This window comes from Serratia sp. JSRIV006 (assembly GCF_019968685.1).
Taxonomy (GTDB): domain Bacteria; phylum Pseudomonadota; class Gammaproteobacteria; order Enterobacterales; family Enterobacteriaceae; genus Chania; species Chania fonticola_B.
In genome coordinates this window covers 3,149,131-3,176,120 of record NZ_CP074137.1, presented here as the reverse complement: position 1 = coordinate 3,176,120, position 26,990 = coordinate 3,149,131, and the positions used below count along the sequence as shown (strand labels likewise).

Here is a 26,990-nt window from a genome sequence, read left to right as displayed (position 1 = left end):
AATATTTGGTATGTTCTCTATCGCATTTCTCCTATCAGACATTACAAATTGAGCAATAGAGATTTCAACGTATTATGAAGCAATGTGCTGTCAAGAATGCTGTAATGCGTTTCTGCGCAACAGGTGATACTAACATTATGAGATGATTGTGCTCTCCACCTCTGTGAAAGGTCGGGTTGTTTACGTAATCGTTCTTGGTTAAGCCATAACGTCAACGGAATGTTGAGTTTCGGTAGTTCACCTGCGCTATCAGTCAGTTCGAACGCTTTTTTTATCGCCAAACAAAAGGCTTCAGCATGCTCAAGCGTAATTTTTTCAGCAAGGACAGACTGATTCAAAACGAAGTGCCCCCTGACTTCGTCGATAGTATTGCTCTGAGGTGGCGTTTTTCCAGGCTGGTATAAACGACGAGCTATACCGAGAGAGTCGAAAAGGTTTAGATAACACTGTGCGACGCTAAAGTGACGTTTCTTCGACGGGGATGACGACGGTAAACTGCTGTCGATGACGACAGCATGCGCAAATGACTCGCCTTGCTGTGTGGCTAAGGCTGCCATATGGATGGCTAATTGACCGCCCAACGACCAACCTGCGATCACTGCCGATGCACGTTCGCTTTGTGGAATGCTAGCTAAATGTTCGGCAGCCAACTGCTGCATGGTCACGGAGACGCTGTCTCCTGGCCCCGCCAATCCCGGACTGGCGATCGTTCTGACGTTGGCATAAGGAGACAACTTCCGTATCAATCTGCTGTATTGGTGAATTTGTCCGCCAGCACCATGTACCAAATACAGCGTAGGTAGTGAAGGACGGTTTACTGTCTCGGACAGTACCGACAGCGCTAACGGGCTATTCTGATGAATGCGTTCGGCAAGAGACGTTAGCTGTTGGTAGCTAAGAATTTCGGCAAGCGTCAACTCGACGTTCAAGGCTCGTTTAATTTTCCCCAAGAAGGTAATGCCGGACAGCGAACTGCCGCCATTGCGGAAGAAACTAGCGTGGGGATCTATCTGATTGGGCTCGCAACCCAGCGTTTCTGCCAGTAGCATCTGTAGATGCTGCAACTCAGCCGCGATTGTTGGAGAGATTGGGCCTGGTTGGGCCTGTAAGAGAACGTCGTTCGAGGATAATAATGAACGATCCAATTTTCCATTGTGCGAGAGTGGGAAGTGTTCGATGACGTGGTATCGCGTTGGCGCCATATAGGCAGGTAGCGCGGAGGCCACATGTTCTCGCAGTTGCACTTCCGCTTGCGCACTCGATTTTCCCTCTGGCGTCAATACTATATAAGCTTCTAGGTGACGTATGCCACTGTCTGGATCGTTGCAGCATACTACGCATGCTTCCGAAACCAGTGCGTTGTTTTTAATAACGAACTCGATATCGCCCAGTTCGACACGGAATCCTTGTAATTTAACCTGTTGGTCTTCGCGGCCAAGAAATTCGATATAGCCGCAGCGATTCCAACGACCGCGATCGCCTGTGCGGTACAGACGGCCACCGAGCTCTGAGCACGTAATAAAACTGGCGGAGGTGGTTTGCCGATCGCGCCAATATTCGCGTGCTACCCCAGTGCCACCGATATAGATATCACCCGTTGCGCCATAGCCGCACGGCTTATGATTTTCATCCAATACCCACATGTTCTGGTTGGGCAGAGCTACACCATAAGGTATTGCTTTTCTGAATTGTGTATCTCGCGTAAGAGGATGATAAATCGACCAGATCGCCCCTTCAGTCGCACCGCCCAAGCTGGTGATGCACGCGTTAGGGCATAGTCTGTGCGCTTGTGCGATCAACCGTGGCGAAATGCGATCTCCGCTCAACCAGATTTGTCGCAATTCAGGCAAGGAAGCGATGTTTTCCTGCTCACAATATTGCATCAGCATTTGCAATATGGCGGGGACAGAGTTCCAGATGCTAATCTGGTTTTGCCGTATTGCAAACAGCCATGAGGCTGGTTCTTTGGCGTCTTGCGCCGACAAACTGATGACCGTGGCACCTGCTAACCAACTGCCGAATAGGTCATAAACCGACAGGTCGAAAGCCAAATCCGCGATGGCTAATATGTTGTCCCGAGGAGAAACATGGAACAGCCAGTTCATAGTTAACAGGGTGTTGGTGACGGCACCATGCTCGATTGCCACGCCTTTCGGCGTTCCTGTTGTCCCCGAGGTGTAAATGACATAAGCGAGATCATGCGCTTTCCCTGGAGTGAAATGAAATTCATCATGCAAGCGGAATGTGGAAAATATCGTATCCAGATCCTGACAATGGGTATCCAACGGATAGCGAGAGTGCCGATGTGATGCGTTATTGATAACCCAATTGCAGCCCGACAATCGGATAACGTCAGCGACGCGTGCGTCCGGCAGTCCCTCTGCGAGAGGCAAATAAGCGCGGCCTGACAGAAGGATACCGAGCGCCACGATGGCTTGCAGCGCACCACGAGGGAGATCGATAGCGATCAGTGCTTCCTGAACAGTGTGAGTTTCCAGCCAATATGCGACTGTACTAGCATGATGAAGCAGTTCATCGTAGCTCCACACGCGCTCACCTTCGATCAATGCTGGCAGGGCTGCATGTTCGTTACCAGCGCGCCACAGCTGCTGTGATAGGTTTTGGTGAAGAAACTCCGGCATCTCCACGCCCGTAGAAAGCTTGCGCAATTGCGCGATATCGTCAGTTGGCGTTAGGGAGTAACGGCCGACGGCTTGCATGGGATCGTGTGAAATTTGCTCCAGCAGTAGCGCGTAAGCCTGCGACAATGCTTTGATGCGCTGAGGTGCGAACAGCTTGGCGTTGTATTGCCATTCAAATTGAATGCCGTCCATGGTGGAGATGACTTCCAGCACCAGATCAAATTTAGGTGGGGCATAATTTCTCGGCAGCGTATCAACCTGTGCTGAACCAAAAATCAGTTCGTTGCTTTTGCGATGTTGGCAAACGAACATGATCTGGAAAATGGGATGAAATTTGCCGCGTGCAGGTTTCAATTGTTCAACCAAATAGGAGAAAGGCAGTCCCTGATGCTTAAACGTGCGGGCAAATTTATCGGCGCTTTTTTGCAATAAAGTACTGAATTTGTCGTCTGTGTTGATATGAAATTGGTGAGCTACAGTGTTAACGAAACTTCCAACGGCAGAGTTTAATGCCGGTTCGTTTCTGTTGGCGACCGGGCTGCCGATGACCACTCGTTCCGAAGCCGACTCCCTGGCGATGAGCAGAGCGAAGGCTGTGTGCAGCAATGCAAATAGTGACGTACCGGCGCGTTTAGCCTGTTGCGTCAAGGCTTGCTGCAAATCGCCAGCCAGCGTTTCTCTGACGATGTTTTGCGCTTTATCCGTTGCAGTAATGGCAATGTCATAGTCCAATGTGTGTTTTTCAGGAGCATAGCGCAGCTCATCAAGCCAAAACTCAAGGCTATCATTGACGTTTGCGACGGTTAGAAAAGGATCTTCAAGGAAGCGGAAAAAAGCATGGCTGTCGTCATACTGAGGACGATGTTCTTCATCAGAACAGTAGTCACGGCTGAGTTCGTCAACCAGTAAGTTGGCAGTCCAGCCATCCACTATGCAATGGTGGAAGGTCAAAAACAGATAGTGGTGCTGCGCGTTTTTTCTCAGGATACGGCAACGCAGTGGGAGTTCTGCGCCAAGATTGAACGGAACGCTGCATTGTGCTTCCAGAGCGGACATCACGCTGTTTTGCTGCGCCTCTTCATCAAGCGTGTTGATATCTTCCAGGCAACGTTCAAAAATGGTCGTATCGGGGGAAACGATATCGACGGCGATGTTTTCACCGTCAAGCTGATAGCGACCGCATAGCGCAGCATGACGTTTAAGCATTTTTTTCAACGCGGAAATCAAGCGTGCGGGCTCAAAGGTTCCGATGATCTCCTTGGCTATCGGGATATTATACATGGGGCTATTTTTCGTGAAGTTTTCGTATAGCCAGAGGTATTGTCCCGCATAACGGTTGACGAGATAGTTCGGTTTTTTCCCTTCATCCTGCGCGGATTTAGCCGCTGTGCATGTAGAAAGAAATGCTGCTATGTCTGGTTGCGCGGCATTGATTTCGGTATCGGTGATATTGCTGATTTCCAGATGCTGTGGCGATAGCTTGCCGAAGTTGGCACCTTTTTTTGCCATTTCCATCAGATGTATCAGGCCTGCTACGCTCATAAACTCACTCCTTCCCTAAGGGGGGTACGTCTTGCTTGTCACTGCGTCCATGACATGGCTGCTGCTTGCTGTTCGCGGCAATTAAATTGAGCCAGTAAGACAAGTCGCAAAGTTGTACCCCAGGGTTCCTTTGTTGTACCGCAGCGAAAGCGGTTTGGTGATCGGTACTCTCTCTATCGTCGATGCCGAGACTCTTAAGTACGCAACCTCGCAGCCTCTCATTGGTGGTATCAAATCGAATATGGGGAAAGTATCCCAACTGTGCTGAAAGGGCGATCAGTTCGATTAAGCCATCATCGATGAACCTAAGACTGTGATCGGCTTTGCGCAGCAACAGCAGCTTTTCGTGCCGATATCCGTTCAATAGATCTTGCGTGATCTTGGTACTGCTTGAAGCGTTACACAGAAAGATCATTTTTTGCACTTTCCCCGCCAGTGCGTGCAACAATAGAGGTAGGGTGTTGAGCCAGCTTGCATATTGCAAAGGTGCTTCCGGCACGTTAAATACTGCGGCGGCCAGCAGTTGACCTGTGTAGCAATGAGCATCTTCCTGCGACGTGAGAATGCGCGCGTTATGTTCGGAGGGGAGGGTCTCCAGCAAACGGCGTTCGTCTAGGCCTTCGGGCTGTTGGAAAAACAGCACGGGGCTTGTCGACGAGTTCGCATTGACGGATAGACAGCGGCTGATGGCGCAGCGAATATCCAGATGGTGTTGACTTAGCCCATAACGTAAGAGTGCCAGCTGTGTAATATGTTGGCAAAATTCTGCGAGGCTCGGGTGTTCAAAGATATCCCGCAGGTTCAAATCGAACTGACAGTAAGCGTTAAGTGCATTAATGATTTTTATCGCTTGCAAGGACTCACCGCCGAGAGTGAAAAAATCGCCATCTTCACTGCCCAACGTCCTCAGCCAAATTTCCTGGACTAATGCGTTGAACGTCGTTGAGTGCAACTCATCTTTCAGCGTTGATTCCACGGAGTGCCGTTCAAGCGTGCGATAATCGATCTTGCCGTTAGGTAGTTTTACCAGTGGCGTTTGATGGTGTATGAAGCTTTTGGGAATGTGCGAGTTGGGCAGCATCCCGAACAGCGTGCGTCGGCCAAGCTCATCCAGCGGTTGCGGGCTGTGATAATGCGCGTAAAGCACCGCGCCAGTGTCCCCACTTTTTGCCAACACGGCGACTTCGACAACGCCTGGGAGTCTGCCGATGCAAGCTTCTATTTCGCGCATGTTGACTCGCTTGCCTGCGATTTTTGTTTCGTGAACTTTGCGCCCAAGGAATAATAACTGCCGGTCCTGATCCAAGCAGGCGATATCACCGGTGCGATAGGCGAGTATTTGTCGATCGCCCATCTCAATCGTCACGAATTTTTCCGCGCTCAGTGCTGGCTGATTTAGGTACCCCAAGCAGACAGTAGCCCCGGCGATTAACAGTTCGCCGCTGCACCCCAGTGGAACCGTTGCGAGATTCTCGCCGACGATCGCTACGAATACGCCGCTGAGCGGGGAGCCGATTGTAATGGCGGCATCATCGTTTTTGACCTCTGCGGCTGTAGCCACCACTGTTGCCTCGGTCGGGCCATAGGTATTGATTAACCGCCTACCGCAGGGAGGCTGTAAGAACCAGAGCTCCTTGGCGCGTGCCGAAAGGCTTTCCCCTCCGACGATCACTGTTTTGACCGATGCCGGCAATTGCAGTTCTCCTCCGAGTGCAAACAGTAACTCGTTAAAATAGGCGGTGGGGAGATCCAACAGGCTAAGGCGATGCGTTGCGCAGAATTCTAACAAGTCAGGAAAACTGTGCGCCGAGGCGTCGGGAGCTATATACAGACTGGCGCCAACTGCTAACGTCATAAAAATTTCTTCTATGCTGGCGTCAAAATGCAGAGGAGCAAATTGCAAGACGCGATCGTGCGCTTCAATGTTGTAGCGTTCGATTGCAGCGGCGGTGAAAACGTTAAGCGCCCATCTGCCGCAGATAACACCTTTGGGTACCCCGGTGGTGCCGGATGTAAACATGATATAGCCGATCCCGGCGGGAAACTCGGTATTGTTGGCAGGCATCCGACGATGGAAAAAGGCGCAATGCGTGAAAACCTTTGGTACAGCCAGCGCCAAACTTTGCCAGTGGCACGAGGCGCGGAGCAGTGAATGGCGATTCAACGTGCGCTCGGTTATCAAAATGGCATCGTCAAATTGCTCTAGCAAACGACGATATTCTGCGTCATCGGCGTTCGAGTTCAGATTAACGAACGGCATATTCAATTGCAGTGAGGCCAGCATAAAGATCACTGCCTCTGGCCCTTTGGGCAGGTCGATCAACAGAGCCGTATTTGTTGCGCGGACAGGGGCCAGCAAATTGGACCAGATGCTCACTTGCTGCTGCAAAAGCGCGTAAGACAGTTCCCTAAGAGACTTTGAAGGATGTTCCGGCGTACAAATAGCGAGGTTCTGTGGTGCATGAGTAGCCGTGCGTTCAATGCGTTGCATGACATCAACGACATCGCTATCGTGTTCTTTACCGTACAAAGAAAGTGGGAAATGCTGCCTTAGTTGTCGAACAGAGGCGTTTTCTTGTTCGCTGTGCAGCAATGAGCACAGCTTTTGTACCGCCAGGCTGTGTCGTGCCAGGCTAGCTCGATCATAAAGACCCGAGTCGGCGTCGATTTCCAAGCGAAGTGTCTGGCTATTGATATCGGGACGTAAATTGAATACCAGATCCTGAGCGCCTCCCGAGCGTATGTTGCGTACTACGCTGCGCTGCGTGGGAGAAAACGAAGCCGATGCCTCGAAGGGAATGATATTGACCACTATATTGAACAACGGCAAGTGGCTGGCGTTGCCCCGCATGCTTTTTATCTCTTCATAGCGAAATGCCTGATGTTTTTTGATCTGTTTAAGTTTGCGCTCTACTTCATGCGCCAACTGTAGCCCGGTAGCGGTTTCTTTAATGTCTATGGCCAGCGGGAGTACGTTGGTTTGGCAGGTTAATGCTTGGCGTGCAAGATGCCCCTTGCGCGCCATCATGGGGATGCCGATCACCGGTGCGCTTTCGCCAGTGCAAAAATACAGATGGACCATCACAGCAGCCAGGATCTTCGCCATCCAGGAAGGCTGGTTGGTTTGCAGTGAGAAGAGACTAGCCGAGCACAGAAAAGACTCTGTGTGACGGATAACCCGCCCCGACGGCATGTTGGTACGTGCTAGTGTCGTTGGGACTGGTAGCTGGGAACAGGTCTTATGCCAAAATTGTTTGTCCGCCTGATAGCCCGCTGAAAATTTGTATTCGGACTCTGCTTTGAGCAGTTCATTGAGTGTTGGAGTTTCGGATAACCTCTGTGGCTGCAAGGGCAAATTTCTGTAGGTTTCAGCGACTTGATGAATCAGCAGATAGGCGCTATAGCCATCAAGCAGCAGATGATGACTGCAGAAATACCATAGAAAATGGTTTTCACCCAGCGACAGGATTTTTTGTCTGAATAGTGGTGGTGTATTCAACAAAAATGACTGCCCGGCATCTTCCTCCATTAGCGCAAGAGCAACGGCCATGCTATCGTCATGATGCGATAGGTCCACTAACTCCACCGCAGCTTTACACACTGTGGTGCATTGATAAGGAACCCCATTATCTTCTGCAAACATTGTATAAAGCGTTGGCGTTTGGCTGAACACCCAATCAATGGCGTCCTTCATTCGCGCGATATCTAGCGGGTGACTTATTTCAACATATTCAGCGATGTTATAAATAGACTTGTCGTTGCTGATCTTGTTGCCGTAATAAAACCCAACCTGCGGATCCAGTAATTTATTTTTGATCATGTCTCATCCCCCGACTTTGTCGTTGTTATTTTTTTCACAACCATCAGCTTTCCGGATCTTTTTGCACGCCAAAAAACGGTGTCGTTATCTATTATCGGTGCTATGCCTGCAAGATAGTCCATGCACAGTCGGGCACTACCAGGTTGGCAACAAAAGTCCAAAATGCATAGCGCACCTCCTTCGTTCCATTCGGAGCTATGGGGGATGAATGAGGGTTCGCTGATGAAACGTGCCAATGTGTCTTCTCTAAAATAGGCCCAGGTAATATATCCTAAAGGGTTGTCCAGATGATCGAACAGGATCTTGAACTGGTTCTGATTGATGGCTTGTTGAGTCCATAGTTGCAGTGTTTTGACATGATACAAACTGTAATTGCTATTCATTAGCATGCAACTAAGGGCAAAACCCAAGTTTTCATATTGGTTGAATTCACTTCTACCGTGGCAGTTTTCTTTGACAAAGCTCACTAAATCTCTCCTTAGACTTATTATTGCAACACATTTATCGCCTGGCGCTCGAAGCGCATTTGGTATGTCTGCAATTGTTCGGTGATCTTATCTATTTCACCGTGCCAACCTGCTATTTCCTGATAGATGGTTTCACGGTTCATAAAGGCACGAGAACCCAGCCTCCTGCTGACGGTATCTTTCATCTCTTTATGCAGTTCAGTTCTGCTTTTGCCCTTTGACCGCGATTCGTGGAGATATTTCTCACATAGTAGATGGAAAGTTTGCGAGAATCGCTCCTCCGCTGTCGCAGAATTTTGTGTAGAAACGCCGTTTGCGGAAGCGTCGACCAACTGGTGTAGCAGGGTGATAGCCGGATGCGTATTTCCCTGGCCCAGACCTTGCCGCTGGGTGAAGATGCCAGCGGACAAGTCAAATATGTTTTGCAGGCGCACGCCGAACGCTATCAAGTCATCGGTAAGTATCAAAGTTTGTAAAAACGTTTTATCAAAACCCGCTATTGCGAGATTCTCTAGCAAACAAGTCTGCCCATAGGTGAAGTTGAAAGAAGCATTAATACCCTGTTGTGTTGCAGCAAGAAATTCTGGGCCGAACCGGTACTTGGCCAGATAAAAGCCAAGATCCAGTACGCCTTGCAGCAGTAACGGCGCATCCTCGTTCAGCTTTTTGTGCTGAATATAGCTGCGGCCAGCCTCTTGTCGTTCACCGGGAAACACGCTGCGCATGCCATGAAAATCGAGCAGTCGACCTTGCATATCGCAATTGGATGGCGATGTCATCATCACCAGATGACGACTGCGACAATAGGCGATCTGGGTAGCAAGACGTTGGGCCAGTTCACAAAGGCCATATAAGGCCCGTTCTTCTTGCGGCAACGTAAGCCATTGTTCTTCATCTAGCGTCAAAGGGCGCGGTAATAGAGAGGGAACGACCGTGATCAATTTCTCCACTCGGATAGCATCCGCTGGCTGCGAGAGCATTGCTGCATGGGGTTGGTAGTACGGAGCGCGGCAAAAATGGGCGGGGCGAATCACGGGTTCGCGCACCAATAAAGCCCGACGTTCATGCACCGTTGACGACACCGATGGCGCATTTTTAACACTGATATTGTCAGCCAGTAATATCGCTTTATTGGGTACAGCACCATATGGAAGCAACTTGGCCATTAAGTTTCCCCATAGCGCTTCTAGCACTGCCCCCGTCAACGTTAGTTCACCATTGACCTGTTTGGACCCTCTACCGACCAATGCATTGGCACCGATGCCTTTAACCTGCCAGCGGCCATCGAAACCGCAGCGAGCACCGCCGCCGTTGCGTGAGATAGCTCCTCCGCCATAGCGTTCGGCATAAAATAATTTTTCATCTGCTAAAAGCGGGGTGCAGGGATCGAAAAGAGAATGCTGTTTATTATCTTTGATAAGATAACTGGCTGCCGTTTTCAGTTCTGCCAATTCATCATCGTCTAAAACATTGCTCCAAAGGAGTTGGGTATCTATCTTTTTTGCCGTAAAGGGAACTAGACACTCATTAAGTGCAGAGAGGCTGATCATTTTAATTTCCTTATTATCATTTTTCCAGCATCTGAGGACTTCGCTTAGTAACCTGTTACTGTTGCAACTCGGCAGCTAATGAAATTGACGAAGTTCACTTTGTTATTGTGCTTACGTGCCGTCAATCAAAGATATGATTTATCGCCATCAGAACCATGGGGAAACGACAGTTCAATCCCTGGTTAATGTTCACATGTAGACTCCTTTCTTGTGAGAGGTGACATACAAAAGAAAATGCCATATTGAAAAGCCATAAATTTTCGATGTCATAACTGCAATCACGTATTTAAGCGTTTTCTGTTTCTGCAATAGTAAAACAAAGATCTTTCGATAATGAGTATGGGAATGATAATCATGCTCATTTACGTATAAAAGTTACAGCGCTTAATCTGAAAAGTCAATAGGGTATTCTCATTATTGTTTCCAAGGTCCGTTTGGAAAACGGAATATCCAGCAACCTGGGCTTCCTCATAAAATCAATACTGGGATATATATTGCTGAAGGGAGGGGTAATACTTATAACTATAACTGGTATCTATAATTACTAGCGATTGGGGTCTTGATGAAAGGAGTAATGGTGATAACGTTCCCTCAAGGGAAGCGCGTGTGACCTGAATTTTTCGCATTTTAAGGCTGCTGAAGTTGTCCGAAGGCTCGGACAAAAATCTGAACTTTATTGCCTGTAAATGCCACAACACCACCATTTCGCGGTGGCCGTCTTCCACAACCCTGTATTAGGATGACCTGTGGCGAGATGGCTCGTCAGCTTGCCAATTACCGTCTATTTCTTCTTTATAACTAATAATAACAACAGGTTAAAATGAAACGTAAAGATGCGGTTCGCCAGGAGCTGGAACGTCTTACCCTTACGCTTAACCGGGAAACGCTTGAACAAAGCGCTGGCGGTTTTGCCGCGGAAACCATCGCTTTTAACCTGGGATTGGCACGTAACTCTGTCAGTAAAGAACTTAACGAGCTACACGCTGAGCGATTGGTCATCAAGATTAAATCCCGTCCGGTGCTGTTTTTGCACCGGGCAGTCTGTGAGCAGTTGATTGAGCAATCTTTGCCAGATGACAGGCTGGAAGCCAAAGATTTACTGGCGCTATTACCCGCCAAAGCCTTGCCGCAGCCAGCCAGTGATGATCCTTTTCATACGGTGATTGGCTATGACCGCAGCCTGCGGTTGTCGGTAGAGAAGGGTAAGGCGGCGGTGCTTTATCCCGGTGGATTGCATGTGTTGCTTACTGGGCCTTCCGGGGTGGGGAAAACCTTCTTTGCCGAGGTGATGCACCAATTCGCCATGGTGCAACAGCCCCAGCGCCAAATCCCGTTGGTGTATTTCAACTGTGCCGAGTACGCCCATAACCCGGAGCTGCTTTCATCCCATCTGTTTGGTCACAAACAGGGCGCGTTTACCGGCGCGATTGAAAGCAAACGTGGCCTGATCGAACAGGCGGACGGTGGCTTTCTGTTACTCGATGAAGTCCACCGCTTGCCCTACGAAGGGCAGGAGAAACTGTTTTCGATCCTGGATAAAGGTGAATATCGGCCACTGGGTTCAAGCGAGAAAGCCCGACCCATCAGCGTACGGCTGATCTGCGCTACCACCGAAAGCCCAGACTCAACACTGCTACGCACTTTCCTGCGGCGTATTCAGGTATCGATTGCCATACCGGCGTTGCGGGAGCGCTCATTGGAGGAACAGGTAGAAATCATTACCGGTTTCTTACAGCTCGAGAGCCGCAAGATTGGCCGCATTATCCGTTTGGATAAGGGGTTGCTGCTCTATCTGCTGGAGAAGCCGCTGAGCGGCAATATCGGCCAACTTAAAAGCGATATCCAGTTTCTCTGTGCCCAGGCCTGGGCCAGCGGTATGGGGCACAGTAGCCCGAGGCTGTTGCTGGATAAGCGGCTGATGGATGTCCCGCACTCTGCTAGCGCAAGCAGTCGCCTGCTGGTTGATGCGCTATTTGGTCAGCAGGAGTATCTGGATATCAGTTCACAGCCTCTTGAGCAGCTTAAGCAGCATCTGAGCGCCTTGAGCAGCGAGCAGGACAGCGATCTGTTTTACACCTATCTGACGCGCGAATACGTCAACCTGCGCAATAGCAACGTGCCGCCGCAGGAAACCCTGTCGATCCTGAAGAACAAGCTACGCACCATTTTTGAATATGGGCTGTACAGCCGCAACGGTGGGGAAAGTGAGGAGCGCTATTATGGCGGTCAGGTCGAGCAACGCATTACGTTGTTGATTGGCTGCATTGAACAGGTGTTGGGTTTCCCACTGCCACAGAATATGGCCGGTCATCTGCGTAAACACCTGCTGGCGCTGCTTTCCTATGTGCAGAAAGGCCTGATCCCCAACCTGTACTCCTCTAGCCTGATCCTGGATTACTGCAAGGATGAGTACGATAACGCCAACCAGCTATGCCGCAAAATCAATGAAATCTTCCATATCCAATGCCCATCGACGGAAATCGTCTACCTGTGTCTGTTTTTGAAGGAGTGCCGCAGTTTCCGCCAGCGCAAGGAGGTTAGCCCTGACTGCGGTGCCATGTTGATCGGCCACGGCACCACCACGGCCAGCAGCATGGCGCACTATGTCAATCGGGTACTGGAATGTGAGCTGTTTACCGCCATCGATATGCCGTTCGAGCAGTCGGTGCATGACACATTGGAATTACTGATCGCCACACTGCGGGAAAAGCGCTATCAGCGCTTGATCCTGATTGTGGATATCGGCTCGTTGGTGCACTTTGCCAGCACCGTCAGCAAACTGTTCCACATTGATGTGCTGCTGATCCAGAACATCACCATGGGGGCGTTGCTGGAGATTGGGCTGGATCTGACCTATGAAACCAGTGATTTCGCCCCCTTGATGGAACTGATGGCCAGCAAAGGGATTGCCCATCAGCTTTACGACCAGCGTGAAGATGAGATCGGCAAGGTGTTGGCAATCTCCTGTATTACCGGGATGGGCACGGCGGTGAAGATCAAGAAAGTGCTGGAGGAAAGCTTCGGTGAGCTGATGGCGGAAGACACCCGCATGGTATTGGTGGATTACAACGAAGTGCGCAGCCTGGAGCGATTGCGTCATGCGATAGGCGGTAACGAACGTCTGGTGGGTATCGTGGGGACCTTCCAGCCCGGCTTGCCGGATATCCCGTTTATCGCGTTGGAAGAGCTGTTCTCCGAACAGGGGCCGGAACTGGTGCTCAGCCTGTTGAACCCGGACCTTGGCAGCGCCGAACGCCAGTTGCAGGTCGAGCGCTGTTCAATGCGTTTTATCAGCGCGCTGACGCTGGAGAGCATCATCAACCATATTTCCGTGCTCAATCCTCAACGTATCCTGCAAGAGATCGAAGCGGTGTTGCATCAGATTTGTCGCACGCTGGATTTACAGCCATCAAGGCAAGTGACACTTCGCTTCCTGATCCACTGCTGTTGCATGGTGGAGCGTATCGTTTTAAGCCACAAACCGTTACAGATTGCCCTGGATGCCCAGCAGGATATCGACCAACAGGCGTTTTCTGTCATCAAAGACGCGTTTTCGCCGATTGAACGTGCCTATTCTATCCGCCTGTCCGATGCGGAATATTTTTATATCTACGAGCTTCTCTACCGCTAGACCCTGCCATAGCGGGCCTTCACGGCCCGCTCACCACTGACCTCCCTCCGGTGTGCCACAAAATTGGCACAGGCATTGCTATATCTCTAGGGAACGGAAATTTTCAATGACTTTCAATAGATTGCCAGGAGGCCATTTTGGCTGCATTACCACAGATTTTACTACTGACCCACGGCGGCTGGGGCCAACAACTGCGTGAAAGCGTCCGCATGGTGATTGGCGAAACCAGCGGGATATTCGATATCGCGCTGATGCCGGTCGACACGCTGGCGGAGTTCCATAAACGCGTTGAACAACAGGTGAAAACCATGCCGGAGGGTTCATTGATCCTCACCGACTTTATCGGCGGCACTACCTCCAACGTGGCGGCTCGCTTGAGCCGTGACTACGCCATCGGTGTGATTTCCGGCCTGAATGCCACCTTGCTGCTGGCTGCCATCGATTTACGTGAGCAGGGCAATTTTCTCAACCATCTCGACGAGTTGGTTGAACTGGGGCGCAACAGCTGCCTCGACGTAGTTAAACAAATTAAATCAATAACATCAGGGGAATAATCATTATGGCCAACATCGTTTTATGCCGCATTGACAGCCGTTTGATCCACGGCCAGGTCGTTACCAAGTGGGTTGGGCAGTCGCAGGCCAACCGTATCGCGGTAGTGAGTGATGAGCTGGAAGCCGATCCGTTTATGAAAAGCATCTATCTGATGGCCGCTCCGCCGAATGTGAAAGTGGATTGCTATGGCAACCAGAGTTTTGCGGCGGCTTGGCGGGAGAATCAACTGGGGGAGGGCAACGTATTGGTCTTGTTCCCGAACCTGGTTACGGTGCAACAGGCGGTGGTCGACGGGTTTGACGTCAAAAATATCCAGGTGGGTGGCCTGGGTGGTGGGCCGAACCGTAAAGCGGTATTCCAGAACATTACGCTGGATGAGGCAGATGTGGCGATCCTGCGTGACTTACAGCAACGCGGTGTGACGGTGTTCTTCCAGACCATCCCGGAAGACAAGCCGCAGGCACTGGCAGATATTTTGAAGAAGTTCTGATATTCGGCATCTGATCGATTAGGAGCAATACCATGGATAACTTGACCGTTGCCATTTGTATGGGGCTGTATTATTGGTTTGCCCGCCTGCGCTTGGGCTACACCCTCTCGGGGATGTTGGTGCAACCCATCGCCATCGCGGTATTCGTCGGCTTCCTGCTGGGGGATATGAAAACGGCGATGATTATCGGCGCCGGGATGCAGTTGGTGTATCTGGGCGTCACCTCTACGCCGGGTGGGAACGTCCCTTCAGATCCGGCGCTGGCGGCCTGTATCGCGCTGCCGATCGCCGTGAAAGCGGGGATGGATCCTAACCTGGCGATCGCGTTGGCAATCCCGTTTGGGGTGATTGGCGTGTTCGTTGACCAGTTACGCCGTACCGTGAACGCCGTTTGGGTACATATGGCCGATAAGCACGCGGAAGAGGCCAATATCAGCGGGATCATGCGCTGTGCCTTCCTGTATCCGGCACTGCTTGGCCTGGTGATCCGCTTCCCGGTGGTGTTTGCCGCCAACTATTTCGGCCAGGGCGTGGTCGAGAAGTTCCTGGCGTTGATGCCACATTGGCTGACCCACTCGTTCGAAATCATGGGCGGCATCCTGCCTGCGCTGGGCTTTGCGATCACCATCATGGTTATCGGCAAGAAAAGCCTGCTGCCTTACTTCATTGCCGGGTTCTTCGCGGTGTTGTATCTCAAGGTCGACATCATGGCGATGGCCATCTTCGGTACCTGCGCGGCATTCCTGGTTAAAAACATGGCCAAAGGTGAGGGAGCCTGATCATGAGCAGCGACATCATGCAACACGAGCTGGTGGAAAGAGCACGCCAAACCAACGTGCTGACCAAGCGGGACATCACCAAAGCCTGGTTTATTTACTGGCTGGGAGCCGAAGTCTCCAACTCTTATGAACGTTTACAGAGCCTGATTTTCTGCGCCTCAATGACGCCGATTATTAAAAAGCTCTATCCGCAGAAAGAAGAGCAGGTTGAGGCGCTGAAACGCCACCTGAACTTCTTCAACAGCGAACAGACCTTTGGTGCGGTGATCCAGGGCGTTGCCATCGCCATGGAAGAACAGAAGACCCGTGGAGAGCCGATTTCCGATTCGTCCATCACCGGGATTAAAACCGGCCTGATGGGGCCGCTGGCCGGAATTGGTGACTCGGTGGTCTGGGCGGCGATCATGCCGCTGTTGATCGCCATCTTCATACCCTTCGCGGCCAACGGCAGCGCCATGGGCGGCATCATGCCGGTGGTGTTGTATACCGTGATCACCATGGCGATCAGCTACGGCTTGGCCCACAAAGGCTACACGCTAGGGCGGGAATCGATCATCGGGCTGCTGCAAGGGGGCAAGATAAAAGAGCTGATCTACGGGGCCAACGTGCTCGGGCTGATCATGATGGGAGCGCTGTCTGCCAGCTACGTCAAGATCACCTCGCCGCTGAAAATCAGCGCGTTGGAAGGTTCTGAGGTGGTAGTGCAACAGATCCTGGACTCCATCGCCCCCGGCCTGTTGCCGCTGGCTGCGGTGTTCTCGATCTACTTCTATCTGGTCAAAAAAGGGCCGCGCTATACCACCATTCTGCTTTCGGTAGTGGTACTGAGCGTGGTGTGTTCCCTGTTAGGCATTTTGTAATGGAGCAGCGATGAATATTTATCAACGGCTCGGGCTGAAACGGGTGATCAACGCCAGCGGCAAGATGACCATCCTTGGTGTTTCTTCGGTGCCGAAAGAAGTGATGGCGGCCACGGCCGAGGCGGCGTCGGCCTTTGTGGAAATTGATGCGCTGGTGGATCGCGTTGGCGAACTCATCTCTCAGCATACCGGTGCGCAAGACAGCTATGTGACCTCCTGCGCCTCCGCCGGGGTGGCTATTGCGGTCGCGGCAGCCATTACCCGGGGGGAGCCGGAGCGGGTGGCACTGATGCCATGTAGTGAAGGTTTGGCGAATGAAATCGTCATGCTACGTGGCCACAATATTGACTACGGTGCGCCGATCACCACCGCTATCCGGCTGGGCGGCGGTAAGGTGGTTGAGGTGGGGCAAAGCAATCTGGCGGCCCGCTGGCAACTGGCAAAGGCCATCACGGCGCAGACGGCGGCGCTGTTTTACGTCAAGTCGCATCACTGTGTGCAAAAGGGCATGGTTGCGCTGAGCGATTTTGTCGCCGTGGCCCGTAACGCCGGGTTGCCGCTGATTGTGGATGCGGCTGCAGAAGAGGATTTGCGGGCCTATGTGGCGGCCGGGGCCAACATGGTGGTGTATAGCGGGGCCAAAGCGCTGGACGCACCAACCTCCGGTTTTGTCACCGGCGACCAGCATTGGATCGCCTGTTGCAAGGCCCAGCATAACGGCATTGCGCGTGCGATGAAGATCGGCAAGGAGAACATGGTGGGGCTGGTGATGGCGCTGGATCATTATCAGCAACATCAACCGGACTGGAGCCGCCAATTACCGGCATTGCGCGAATTGGCACAGCAGATTTCCGCGCTGCCGGGCCTACAGGCGGAGATCGAACAGGATGAAGCCGGGCGAGCGATTTATCGAGTGCGGGTAAGCGTGGACGCCTCCAGGCTAGGATTAACCGCCTATCAGGTGGAAGAGCAACTGCGCACTGGCGAGGTGGCGATTTACACCCGCCATTACTGGCTGAATCAGGGCGTCTTCAGCTTCGATCCACGGGCGCTGCGCGACGACGACTTTGCGTTGATTGTGGAGAGGTTGACGGAAATTGTGCAACAGGCCAGGGGGCAACATGCAACAGCTTGATTTTTACCAGGGGCGAGTGGCTATCAACGTGCTGGCCAAAGATATCCCTAACGCATTACAGGTACACCATGCCGCTGAAGGACATGCCGCTATTGGCGTGATCTCGGCGCAGTTCACCAACGTCGAACAGGGTGTGGCCGAGGTGAAGCGCTGGATGGAGCACATCCCGGCTATTTCCGTTGGCTTGGGGGCAGGGTCGGCGGCACAGTTTTATAAGGCGGCAATGATTGCGGCGGCCACCGCGCCTGCACACGTCAACCAAACCTTCACAGGCTGTGGTTTTGCCGCGGGTGCATTGGCGGCCCGTGGCATCAGCAATACCTGCATCAATGCCTTGATCTCGCCAACCGGCACGCCAGGGAAGGTGATCATTTCCACCGGAGTTCACAGCAGCCAGGGCGAGCCTGCCGTGGTGAGCTGTGACAGCGCGGTACGTATGATCCTCGATCTGGGTGGTCATGCGGCCAAATTCTTCCCGATGGGGGGGTTATCGTCGCTGGCAGAACTGCGCGCATTGGCGGAAAGTTGCGTGCGCAATGGCATGACCATGATCGAACCCACCGGCGGGATCGATACGCGAAACTTCCTGCCAATACTGGAAACCTGCCTTGACGCAGGAGTCGCAAAGGTGATGCCACACGTTTACAGTTCCATCATCGATCCACTCAGTGGAGAGACCCGTGCCGAAGAGGTCGAGTTGCTGCTGGAAGGCATCAAACAGATCCTGCGCTAAGGCGCGTAGCGCCTGAATTTGCCGCACTTACCGGCTAGCGAAATTCTCACAAGGCTCAGGTGTCAATCTGAGCCTTTTTTTAATTTTTAAAAACATTAAGGCTCTTATTTATAACTCATTTTTTTTCGCTAAATGTGAAAACGGCGGTTTGCTTTCTGATTTTCGCTATGGTAAAACTAATGCAGTTGAAAATTTTACATTCATGAGGATATTGGGCAAATCGCACGGTGTGCGGCTGAAGATAGAGAATAATTATGATGAAACTTAATGGAACGCCTCTCAGAACATCTTGTTGCCAACTTTTCCTTTCTGCCATTCTTGCCAGTGAGCATCACTGGTGCAGCGAGCTATAGCGTCTTTCTCCCTTTACCGGTGCTGATGACTGGGTTCACTTCCCGTCTTTTGGCGTTGCCGGGCAAACTTCTTTAATACGTTTGGGTAGGTTTATCCCCAGAGATTTCTATATCTCAAGCGCCGCCGTGCGCCTGTTTGATGAGATAGATTGGGATAAATACGCCTTAGCGTGCGTGATTCGCCGTTTGGGAGAAAAATTATGATTTATTGGATCTTTTTAGGCTTTGCCATTACCGCCGAAATAATCGGCACTCTGTCCATGAAATACGCTAGCGTCAGCGGCGGTATGACCGGACATATCGTCATGTATGTGATGATCACCCTGTCTTACATCATGCTGTCATTAGCGGTAAAACGCGTGGCCTTGGGCGTTGCTTACGCCTTATGGGAAGGGATCGGCATCCTGTTTATTACCCTGTTTAGCGTGATGCTGTTTGATGAGCCAATCTCGGCGCTGAAAGTGCTGGGTCTGGTGGCGTTGATTGCCGGGATCCTGCTGGTGAAATCCGGCACCCGCAAGCCACGAAAACAGGTCAGCCCGCGAGGTAACAACCATGCAACAGCTTGAGTTGTACCACATTGGGTTTCTGGCCTTGGCCATCGTACTGGAGATTGTGGCCAACATCTTTCTGAAGATGTCTAATGGTTTTAGCAGGGTTTGGCTGGGGCTGCTGTCCCTGGTATCGGTATTAGGGGCGTTCAGCGCGCTGGCGCAGGCGGTGAAGGGGATCGATCTTTCGGTCGCTTATGCGCTGTGGGGCGGTTTCGGTATTGCCGCCACCATCGCTGCCGGTTGGATCCTGTTCGGTCAACGGCTCAATGCCAAAGGCTGGATGGGGCTGGCCCTGTTATTGACGGGTATGGTCATCATCAAACTGGCTTAACGGCCAAATAAAAACCGCAGGTAGCTACTCTTGGATTAAGGGTATGACCTGCGGTTTTTTGTTTTACAGCGCCGCGATGATCTTGATTTCAACTTTGTATTTAGGATTCATCAGACGCGCTTCTACGGTACAACGTACCGGCGCGCTGCCTGCAACTACCCAGGCATCCCAGGCGGCATTCATGGCGGCAAAATCATCGCCGTTGGCCAGGAAAATGGTGGCGTCTAAAATCCGGCTCTTGTCCGAACCCACTCGCTCCAACAGCACATCGATAGCGGCCAAGGCGTTGGCGGTTTGCGCCGTAGCGTCATCGTCCAGATTTTCCGGGACGCTGGTGTAATAAACGGTGTCATTGTGGATCACCGCTTCTGACCAGCGCTGTGCCGGATCAATTCGTTCGATATTCATGCAATTATCTCCTTATCATCAACGTCATAAGCGTATCACAGCCAGCAATGGATGTGTGTGTGGATAAAGTCGGTGGTAGCGGCGTGGCAGGCTTGGCATAATCACCGCTGAATGATACCGGCAGAGAGATAGCGTGGCAGACGATTTCGCACCAGAAGGCGCATTGGCGCAGGCAATTAAAGGGTTCAAACCCCGTGAACCGCAAAGATTGATGGCAGAGGCGGTAACGGAAGCCATCAATTTCAAACAGGAACTGGTCGTCGAGGCAGGAACCGGCACCGGTAAAACCTACGCCTATCTGGCACCGGCGCTGCGTTCAAAGCGCAAGGTGATTATTTCCACCGGCTCCAAAGCCTTGCAGGATCAGCTTTACGCCCGAGATCTGCCCACCGTGGCCAAGGCATTAAAATACAAAGGCAAGCTGGCGCTCCTCAAGGGGCGTTCCAACTATCTGTGCCTGGAACGTCTGGAGCAGCAATCCATGGCTGGTGGCGATTTGGCTGGCCAGACGCTGATCGATTTGGTGCGGCTGCGCAGCTGGTCAACCCTGACGGAAGAAGGGGATATCAGCTCCTGTAGCGATGTGGCGGAAGACAGCTTTGTCTGGCCGCTGGTGACCAGCACCAACGATAACTGTCTGGGCAGTGATTGCCCGCTGTATAAAGAGTGCTTCGTGGTCAAGGCACGGCGCCGGGCAATGGATGCCGACGTGGTGGTGGTTAACCATCATCTGTTTCTGGCGGATATGGTGGTCAAGGAGGGCGGTTTTGCCGAACTGATCCCGGAAGCGGACGTGATGATCTTCGACGAAGCGCATCAGATCCCGGATATCGCCAGCCAATACTTCGGCAAGCAGCTCACCAGCCGTCAACTGATGGATCTGGCTAAAGACATCACCATTGCTTACCGTACCGAGGTGCGCGATAGCGCACAGTTGCAAAAGAGCGCCGATCGCCTCAGCCAGAGCACGCAGGATTTCCGTTTGGCGCTGGGAGAACCGGGTTTTCGCGGTAACCTTCGGGAGGTGCTCACTCAACCTAACGTCCAGCGTGCCTTGCTGCTGCTCGATGATGCGTTGGAACTGTGTTACGACGTGGTCAAGCTTTCCCTTGGCCGTTCGGCGTTGCTGGATGCCGCCTTCGAGCGTGCGACGCAGTTCCGCGCCCGCCTTAAGCGGCTCAAAGAGGTCAACGAACCCGGCTTCAGCTATTGGTATGAATGTAACTCGCGCAGTTTTGTGTTGGCGCTCACACCATTGACGGTATCAGACCGCTTCCGCGAGATGCTGGACGAAAAGCCGGGCAGTTGGATTTTCACCTCGGCAACGCTGTCGGTGAATGAGCAAATGGGCCATTTTACCGATCGTTTGGGGCTGAATAAGGCCAAAACCCTACTGCTACCCAGCCCGTTTGACTATGCCAATCAGGCGTTGCTCTGTGTGCCACGTTTCTTGCCCTCGCCGAATCAACCCGGTGGCGCACGTCAGTTGGCCCGAATGCTGCGGCCAATGATTGAGGCTAACCAGGGCCGCTGTTTCTTCCTGTGCACTTCGCATCAGATGATGCGTGAGCTGGCCGAAGAGTTCCGCGCCACCTTGACGCTGCCGGTGCTGTTGCAAGGGGAAACCAGCAAGGGTCAACTGTTGGCGCAGTTTGTCGAAGCGGGCAATGCGTTACTGGTGGCAACCAGCAGCTTCTGGGAAGGGGTCGACGTGCGCGGTGATGCGCTCTCTTGCGTGATTATCGATAAGCTGCCGTTTACCTCGCCGGACGATCCGTTGCTGAAGGCGCGCATTGAAGATTGCCGTTTACGCGGCGGTGACCCGTTCAATGATGTGCAACTGCCCGATGCTGTGATTACGCTCAAGCAGGGAGTTGGCCGTCTGATCCGCGATACCGACGATCGGGGCGTGCTGGTGATTTGTGATAACCGCCTGGTGATGCGTCCTTATGGTGAAGTGTTTCTCAACAGCCTGCCACCAACGCCACGTACCCGCGATCTGGCACAGGCTATTGCCTTCCTCAAGGGTGAATAGGCGCGACTTCTGGGGTGTGCTACAATGCGCGCCCTGTATGAAACCACTGATATTTCCCGCCTGAGGTTTGGCATGTCCACGCGAATTTTAGCGATCGATACGGCGACGGAAGCATGTTCTGTCGCTATCTGGAATCAAGGCGAAGTTCACGCCCTGTTTGAACTGTGCCCACGCGAGCATACCCAGCGCATTTTGCCGCTGGTGCAGCAGGTGCTGGCCGAAACCGGATTATCCCTTTCACAACTCGATGCCTTGGCCTTTGGTCGTGGCCCTGGGAGCTTTACCGGCGTGCGTATCGGCATTGGTATTGCCCAAGGGTTGGCGCTCGGCGCCGAACTGCCGATGCTCGGGATTTCTACCTTGCAAACCATGGCGCAAGGTGCCTGGCGCATGACTGGCGCGCAACGAGTGTTGGCGGCGATCGATGCCCGTATGGGCGAAGTCTATTGGGGCCAGTTTGAACGCCAGCCTGATGGCCAGTGGCTGGAAAGCGCAGGGGAAGCGGTGCTGTCTCCACAGCAGGCTCTGGAGCGAGCGCAACATTTGCAAGGCGATTGGGCCCATGTGGGGACCGGTTGGCAAACCTACCCAGATTTGGTTGCAGGTTCCTCGCTGCACGTTACCGACGGGCAAATGCTGTTGCCGCAGGCCGAAGATATGCTGCCTCTGGCGCTACAGGCTTGGCAACAAGGCCTGGCGGTTAGCGTGGAGAATGCCGAACCGACCTATTTGCGTAACGAAGTCACCTGGAAGAAGCTACCGGGACGCGAATAGTTTCCTATAGTTAATCTAAAGTTGCCGCCGATAGAAAACAGCTCCGCTTGCAACTTGCACTGATGAACGTTGTCGAAGTTACAGCTAATTCAGGAGATTGCGATGATCTTAACCCGTACTGTGAGTAAAAAGCTGTTAACGCTGGCAATCGCAAGCAGCGTGTTGGCGCTCTCTGGCTGTGTGACCATTCCGGATGCCATCCAAGGCACCAGCCCTACGCCGGTCGATCGACTGTCGGTGGTGCAAAACGCACCGAAACAGTTTACCGGCGCGGAGGCTCGCTTCGGCGGTACCGTGGTTGCGGTGGCTAATGAACGTGGGCGTACCATTCTGGAGATTGCGGCGGTGCCGCTGGATTCTGGCGCTCGCCCGATATTGGGGGAGCCTTCGCAAGGCCGTTTGCTGGCTTCGGTTAACGGCTTCCTCGATCCGGTCGACTTCAGAGGACAACTTGTTACCGTGGTTGGGCCGATTACCGGCCTGCGGGATGGTAAGATTGGCATGACGCCTTACCGCTTTGTCACCATGGATGCGACCGGTTTCAAGCGTTGGCGCATCGCTCAGCAGATTGTGATGCCGCCACAGCCAATGGGGCCGTGGGGCTGGCATAATGGCCCATGGGGCCCAGGTTGGGGCGGGGGTTATGGCTGGTATAATCCAGGTCCGGCGCAGGTGCAAACTTTCGTTACGGAGTAAGGACGCAGATCTGAGGCTTCGGCAAGTAGGATAGTTTTTATACTTTAGGGCGGCTTAATGGCCGCCTTAACTTTTTTTGTTGTGCGGTTGCGTCGGCAATTAGTGACGCACATCGCAACCTGAATATTGTTTAAAACCCAAACTGGTACGCTGAGTTAAAATATTGTTAAAGTTTGGCTGCAATTTTGGGGGCTACGATGATAATTAGTAATGATTTCAGGAGTAATAGCTTGGAAAAGGTCTGGTTAAAACGTTACCCGGCGGATGTTCCGGCAGAAATCGATGCCGATCAATACTCATCCCTGATCGAAATGTTTGAGAATGCGGTTGCCCGTTACGCGGATCAACCCGCCTTTATCAACATGGGTGAGGTGATGACCTTCCGCAAGCTGGAAGAGCGCAGCCGAGCATTTGCCGCCTACCTGCAAAACGAGTTGGGGCTGAAGAAGGGCGACCGTGTGGCGCTGATGATGCCCAACCTGTTGCAATACCCGATCGCTCTGTTCGGTATTTTGCGGGCGGGGATGGTGGTGGTTAACGTCAACCCGCTGTATACCCCTCGTGAGTTGGAACATCAACTGAACGACAGCGGTGCCAGCGCGATTGTCATCGTTTCCAATTTCGCCCACACCTTGGAAAAGGTGGTGTTCAAAACCCAGGTTAAACACGTCATTCTGACCCGCATGGGCGACCAGCTTTCTGCAGCCAAAGGCACGTTGGTCAACTTTGTGGTGAAGTACATCAAGCGGCTGGTGCCCAAATACGACCTGCCGGATGCCATCTCGTTTCGCAGCGCGTTGCAGCGTGGCCGCCGCCTGCAATACGTGAAGCCAGATATTATCAATACCGATCTGGCCTTCCTGCAGTATACCGGCGGTACTACCGGCGTGGCGAAAGGGGCGATGCTGACCCACCGCAACATGCAGGCCAATCTGGTACAGGCCAAAGCGGCTTATGTGCCGTTACTGCGTGAAGGGCAGGAGTTGGTGGTTACCGCCTTGCCGCTGTATCACATCTTTGCGTTGACGGTGAACTGCCTACTGTTTATCGAGTTGGGCGGCCGTAGCCTGCTGATCACCAACCCACGTGATATTCCGGGGCTGGTGAAGGAGCTGGCAAAATACCCGTTCAGCGCCATGACCGGGGTAAATACCCTGTTTAATGCGTTATTGAACAATGAAGATTTCCAGAAGCTGGACTTCTCCACGCTGCGGCTTTCCGTTGGCGGAGGGATGTCGGTGCAGAAATCGGTGGCGGAAAAGTGGGAAAAGCTGACCGGCCATCATTTGCTGGAAGGCTATGGGCTGACGGAGTGCTCTCCGCTAGTCTCTGGCAACCCGCATGATTTGAAACACTATAGCGGCAGCATTGGCCTGCCGGTGCCATCTACCGATATCCGTTTGGTGGATGATGAAGGCAAAGATGTGCCGGTCGGTCAACCCGGTGAACTTTGGGTTAAAGGGCCGCAAGTTATGTTAGGCTATTGGCAACGCCCTGACGCGACGGACGAAGTGTTGCGCGATGGCTGGCTGGCGACTGGGGATGTGGTTACCGTGGATGATGAGGGCTTTATCCGCATCGTTGACCGTAAGAAAGATATGATCCTGGTTTCTGGTTTTAACGTCTACCCGAACGAGATCGAAGAGATCGTTAGCCAGCACCCTAAAGTGCTGGAATGTGCGGCCATTGGGGTACCCAGCGATGCTTCCGGTGAAGCGGTGAAGATTTGTGTGGTGAAGAAAGATCAGACACTCACCAAAGAAGAGTTGCTAACCCATTGCCGTCGGCACCTGACAGGGTATAAAGTGCCAAAAATTGTTGAGTTCCGTGACGAGTTGCCGAAGTCGAACGTCGGCAAAATCTTACGACGGGAACTGCGTGACGAACAGAAAAAGCCCAAGGCTGACGATGCCGCCTAGGCCAATCGTTGCTCCCCTTTTCAACAGCGCCGGTGAATAAGCCGGCGTTGTTGTGTTTGAATCCTAAAAATGACCAAGAGAATGATGTTTTGAATTATCAGTTGATCACTACCGACGCCGGATTGCAGCAGGTCTGCGAGCAGGCAAGAAACTACGCCCAGGTGGCGCTGGATACCGAGTTCGTCCGCACGCGTACCTATTATCCGCAGTTAGGCCTGATCCAGTTATATGATGGTGAACAACTTTCCCTGATCGATCCTCTCCCCATCAAGCAGTGGCAACCCTTTATCGACCTGCTGGCCGATACCGCCGTCGTGAAATTCCTGCACGCTGGTAGCGAAGATCTTGAGGTGTTTCTGAACGCCTTCAAGACGCTGCCGACACCGATGGTCGATACCCAAATCCTGGCGGCCTTCAGCGGCCATACGCTGTCCTGTGGCTTTGCCAAGCTGGTGACGGAGTACATGAAGGTCGATCTCGATAAGAGTGAATCGCGTACCGACTGGTTGGCGCGGCCATTGACCGAGCGCCAATGCGTTTATGCCGCAGCTGATGTGTTCTACCTGTTGCCGATGGCCAAGCAACTGGTGCAGGAGACCGAGGAGGCGGGTTGGACCGCTGCAGCCGATAACGAGTGCCGTTTGCTCTGCCAACGGCGCAGTGAAGCGCTGGCGCCGGAATTGGCCTATCGCGAAATCACCAATGCCTGGCAGTTACGTCCGCGTCAGTTGGCTTGCCTGCAAAAACTGGCCGAGTGGCGTTTACGTCAGGCGCGTGAACGCGATCTGGCGGTGAACTTTGTCGTGCGTGAAGAGAACCTATGGGCCGTGGCGCGCTATATGCCGGGTTCGCTGGGTGAACTGGAGGCGCTGGGGCTGAGTGGTCCGGAGATCCGCTATCATGGTAAAACCCTGGTGGCGCTGGTGGCGGAGGCTAACGCTCTCGAAGAATCAGCCTTGCCGGCACCGTTGAGTAACCTGGTCGATCATCCTGGCTATAAGAAAGTGTTCAAGGAGATTAAGGCTGCCATTACGTTGGTAAGTGAGCAGAGTGGCCTTAGCGTCGAACTGCTAGCTTCGCGGCGGCAGATTAACCAGTTGCTGAATTGGCACTGGAAATTGAAAGAGAGCGAGTCACAGCCTGAGTTAATCAGTGGTTGGCGTGGTGAGCTATTGGCCGCGCCGTTGCAGGCGATCCTACAGGATTATTAATCGTTAAAGATCGGGCGGGGCAGTTTAAATCAAACTGTTCCGTTTTATCTCGCTAAAAATAAGGCGAAGAAAATATTAATCGCCAGCCTTCACCATAAAGAAAGTGGTGTCAAAAAGAACTGAGAGTCGTCTCAATAGTGCGGAGTTTTTATTTTTGCACGCGCGTTTATAACTGGACGAATATACAGTTGCCCCCTGTATAAAAATATACAGGGGGCACTCATTGCATCGCAATCATTTAGGTGTTTCTTCCGATTCCGGTAGCGTCACGTTAAGTTCAAGTACCGAAATATCGTCCCCTTTCTGCTCGAATTGCACGTGCAGCATTTCGGGGTCGATCTGAATGTATTTACAAATTACCGCTAGAATATCGCGCTTTAAATCAGGCAGATAGTGGGGTTCGCTGTCCCCACGACGACGTTCTGCGACGATAATCTGTAGCCGTTCCTTGGCTACACTGGCTGTCGATTTTTTGCGGGACAGAAAGAAGTCTAACAGAGCCATG

20 protein-coding genes are annotated in these 26,990 nt (G+C 52.4%); 14 read left to right on the top strand and 6 right to left on the bottom strand.

Translation table 11 applies throughout. From position 1 onward, the window contains the following. Positions 1 to 41: 41 nt before the first annotated feature. From KGP16_RS14665 to KGP16_RS14650, 4 genes are read right to left on the bottom strand one after another with little or no spacing between them, the layout of a single operon-like run. Positions 42 to 4,184: a non-ribosomal peptide synthetase gene (locus KGP16_RS14665; protein WP_223499902.1), complete on the bottom strand. Its 4,143-nt coding sequence runs from the start codon at positions 4,182 to 4,184 to the stop codon at positions 42 to 44. Between the two features lie 4 nt (positions 4,185 to 4,188). After that, positions 4,189 to 8,004, bottom strand: a complete 3,816-nt coding sequence (locus KGP16_RS14660; protein WP_223499900.1) for an AMP-binding protein — start codon at positions 8,002 to 8,004, stop codon at positions 4,189 to 4,191. Next, a complete protein-coding gene (locus KGP16_RS14655) occupies positions 8,001 to 8,471 on the bottom strand; it encodes a toxin-activating lysine-acyltransferase (protein ID WP_209523624.1) in 471 nt (156 codons plus the stop codon). Before KGP16_RS14655 ends, KGP16_RS14660 begins: the two co-directional genes overlap by 4 nt. A 20-nt stretch (positions 8,472 to 8,491) precedes the next feature. After that, positions 8,492 to 10,021, bottom strand: a complete 1,530-nt coding sequence (locus KGP16_RS14650) for a hypothetical protein (RefSeq protein WP_179247580.1) — start codon at positions 10,019 to 10,021, stop codon at positions 8,492 to 8,494. An 820-nt stretch (positions 10,022 to 10,841) separates the two neighbouring features. On the opposite strand from KGP16_RS14650, the gene KGP16_RS14645 reads away from it, so the two are divergent. The 9 genes from KGP16_RS14645 (at position 10,842) to mdtI (ending at position 19,442) form a co-directional block, all read left to right on the top strand. Beyond that, entirely contained in the window at positions 10,842 to 13,652 is a 2,811-nt protein-coding gene (locus KGP16_RS14645; protein ID WP_223499898.1) for a sigma 54-interacting transcriptional regulator, read from the top strand. A 137-nt stretch (positions 13,653 to 13,789) separates the two neighbouring features. Further along, positions 13,790 to 14,206, top strand: a complete 417-nt coding sequence (locus KGP16_RS14640; RefSeq protein ID WP_371822638.1) for a PTS sugar transporter subunit IIA — start codon at positions 13,790 to 13,792, stop codon at positions 14,204 to 14,206. 5 nt (positions 14,207 to 14,211) lie between these two features. Beyond that, positions 14,212 to 14,697 carry a PTS sugar transporter subunit IIB gene (locus KGP16_RS14635; protein WP_021806650.1) on the top strand — a complete coding sequence of 162 codons (486 nt, stop codon included), beginning with the start codon at positions 14,212 to 14,214 and terminating at the stop codon, positions 14,695 to 14,697. A gap of 32 nt (positions 14,698 to 14,729) precedes the next feature. Next, entirely contained in the window at positions 14,730 to 15,476 is a 747-nt protein-coding gene (locus tag KGP16_RS14630) for a PTS sugar transporter subunit IIC (RefSeq protein WP_021806649.1), read from the top strand. Then, complete coding sequence (locus tag KGP16_RS14625; RefSeq protein WP_161629439.1) at positions 15,476 to 16,336, top strand: PTS system mannose/fructose/sorbose family transporter subunit IID; 861 nt, start codon at positions 15,476 to 15,478, stop codon at positions 16,334 to 16,336. Before KGP16_RS14630 ends, KGP16_RS14625 begins: the two co-directional genes overlap by 1 nt. Positions 16,337 to 16,346: 10 nt before the next feature. Continuing rightward, positions 16,347 to 17,471 (top strand): DgaE family pyridoxal phosphate-dependent ammonia lyase, encoded by a 1,125-nt coding sequence (locus KGP16_RS14620; RefSeq protein ID WP_094981349.1) that lies wholly within the window; start codon positions 16,347 to 16,349, stop codon positions 17,469 to 17,471. Further along, positions 17,458 to 18,204, top strand: a complete 747-nt coding sequence (locus KGP16_RS14615; RefSeq protein ID WP_223497791.1) for a KDGP aldolase — start codon at positions 17,458 to 17,460, stop codon at positions 18,202 to 18,204. The genes KGP16_RS14620 and KGP16_RS14615 overlap by 14 nt, the downstream gene beginning before the upstream one ends. Positions 18,205 to 18,757: 553 nt before the next feature. Beyond that, a complete protein-coding gene (gene mdtJ / locus KGP16_RS14610; protein ID WP_021181165.1) occupies positions 18,758 to 19,126 on the top strand; it encodes a multidrug/spermidine efflux SMR transporter subunit MdtJ in 369 nt (122 codons plus the stop codon). Further along, positions 19,113 to 19,442 carry a multidrug/spermidine efflux SMR transporter subunit MdtI gene (mdtI, locus tag KGP16_RS14605; protein WP_021181166.1) on the top strand — a complete coding sequence of 110 codons (330 nt, stop codon included), beginning with the start codon at positions 19,113 to 19,115 and terminating at the stop codon, positions 19,440 to 19,442. The genes mdtJ and mdtI overlap by 14 nt, the downstream gene beginning before the upstream one ends. 63 nt (positions 19,443 to 19,505) lie before the next feature. Here the strand turns inward: mdtI and KGP16_RS14600 are convergent, their stop codons facing one another. Continuing rightward, positions 19,506 to 19,850: a RidA family protein gene (locus tag KGP16_RS14600; protein ID WP_021806645.1), complete on the bottom strand. Its 345-nt coding sequence runs from the start codon at positions 19,848 to 19,850 to the stop codon at positions 19,506 to 19,508. A 133-nt stretch (positions 19,851 to 19,983) separates the two neighbouring features. Between KGP16_RS14600 and KGP16_RS14595 the strand changes: the two genes are divergently transcribed. The 5 genes from KGP16_RS14595 to rnd all read left to right on the top strand — a co-directional run bounded on the left by KGP16_RS14595 (position 19,984) and on the right by rnd (position 26,485). Then, a complete protein-coding gene (locus KGP16_RS14595) occupies positions 19,984 to 21,885 on the top strand; it encodes an ATP-dependent DNA helicase (RefSeq protein ID WP_021181168.1) in 1,902 nt (633 codons plus the stop codon). Between the two features lie 72 nt (positions 21,886 to 21,957). Continuing rightward, positions 21,958 to 22,659 carry a tRNA (adenosine(37)-N6)-threonylcarbamoyltransferase complex dimerization subunit type 1 TsaB gene (gene tsaB, locus KGP16_RS14590; protein WP_037376119.1) on the top strand — a complete coding sequence of 234 codons (702 nt, stop codon included), beginning with the start codon at positions 21,958 to 21,960 and terminating at the stop codon, positions 22,657 to 22,659. Positions 22,660 to 22,764: 105 nt separating this feature from the next. After that, a complete protein-coding gene (locus KGP16_RS14585) occupies positions 22,765 to 23,355 on the top strand; it encodes a Slp family lipoprotein (RefSeq protein WP_046808505.1) in 591 nt (196 codons plus the stop codon). Positions 23,356 to 23,585: 230 nt separating this feature from the next. Continuing rightward, entirely contained in the window at positions 23,586 to 25,274 is a 1,689-nt protein-coding gene (gene fadD / locus KGP16_RS14580; RefSeq protein WP_021806642.1) for a long-chain-fatty-acid--CoA ligase FadD, read from the top strand. Between the two features lie 89 nt (positions 25,275 to 25,363). Beyond that, positions 25,364 to 26,485, top strand: coding sequence for a ribonuclease D (rnd, locus tag KGP16_RS14575; RefSeq protein ID WP_039996064.1), 1,122 nt, complete (start codon positions 25,364 to 25,366; stop codon positions 26,483 to 26,485). A gap of 234 nt (positions 26,486 to 26,719) precedes the next feature. On the opposite strand, the gene minE is transcribed toward rnd, so the two are convergent. Further along, complete coding sequence (gene minE / locus KGP16_RS14570; protein ID WP_021181173.1) at positions 26,720 to 26,989, bottom strand: cell division topological specificity factor MinE; 270 nt, start codon at positions 26,987 to 26,989, stop codon at positions 26,720 to 26,722. Position 26,990: the final 1 nt, after the last annotated feature.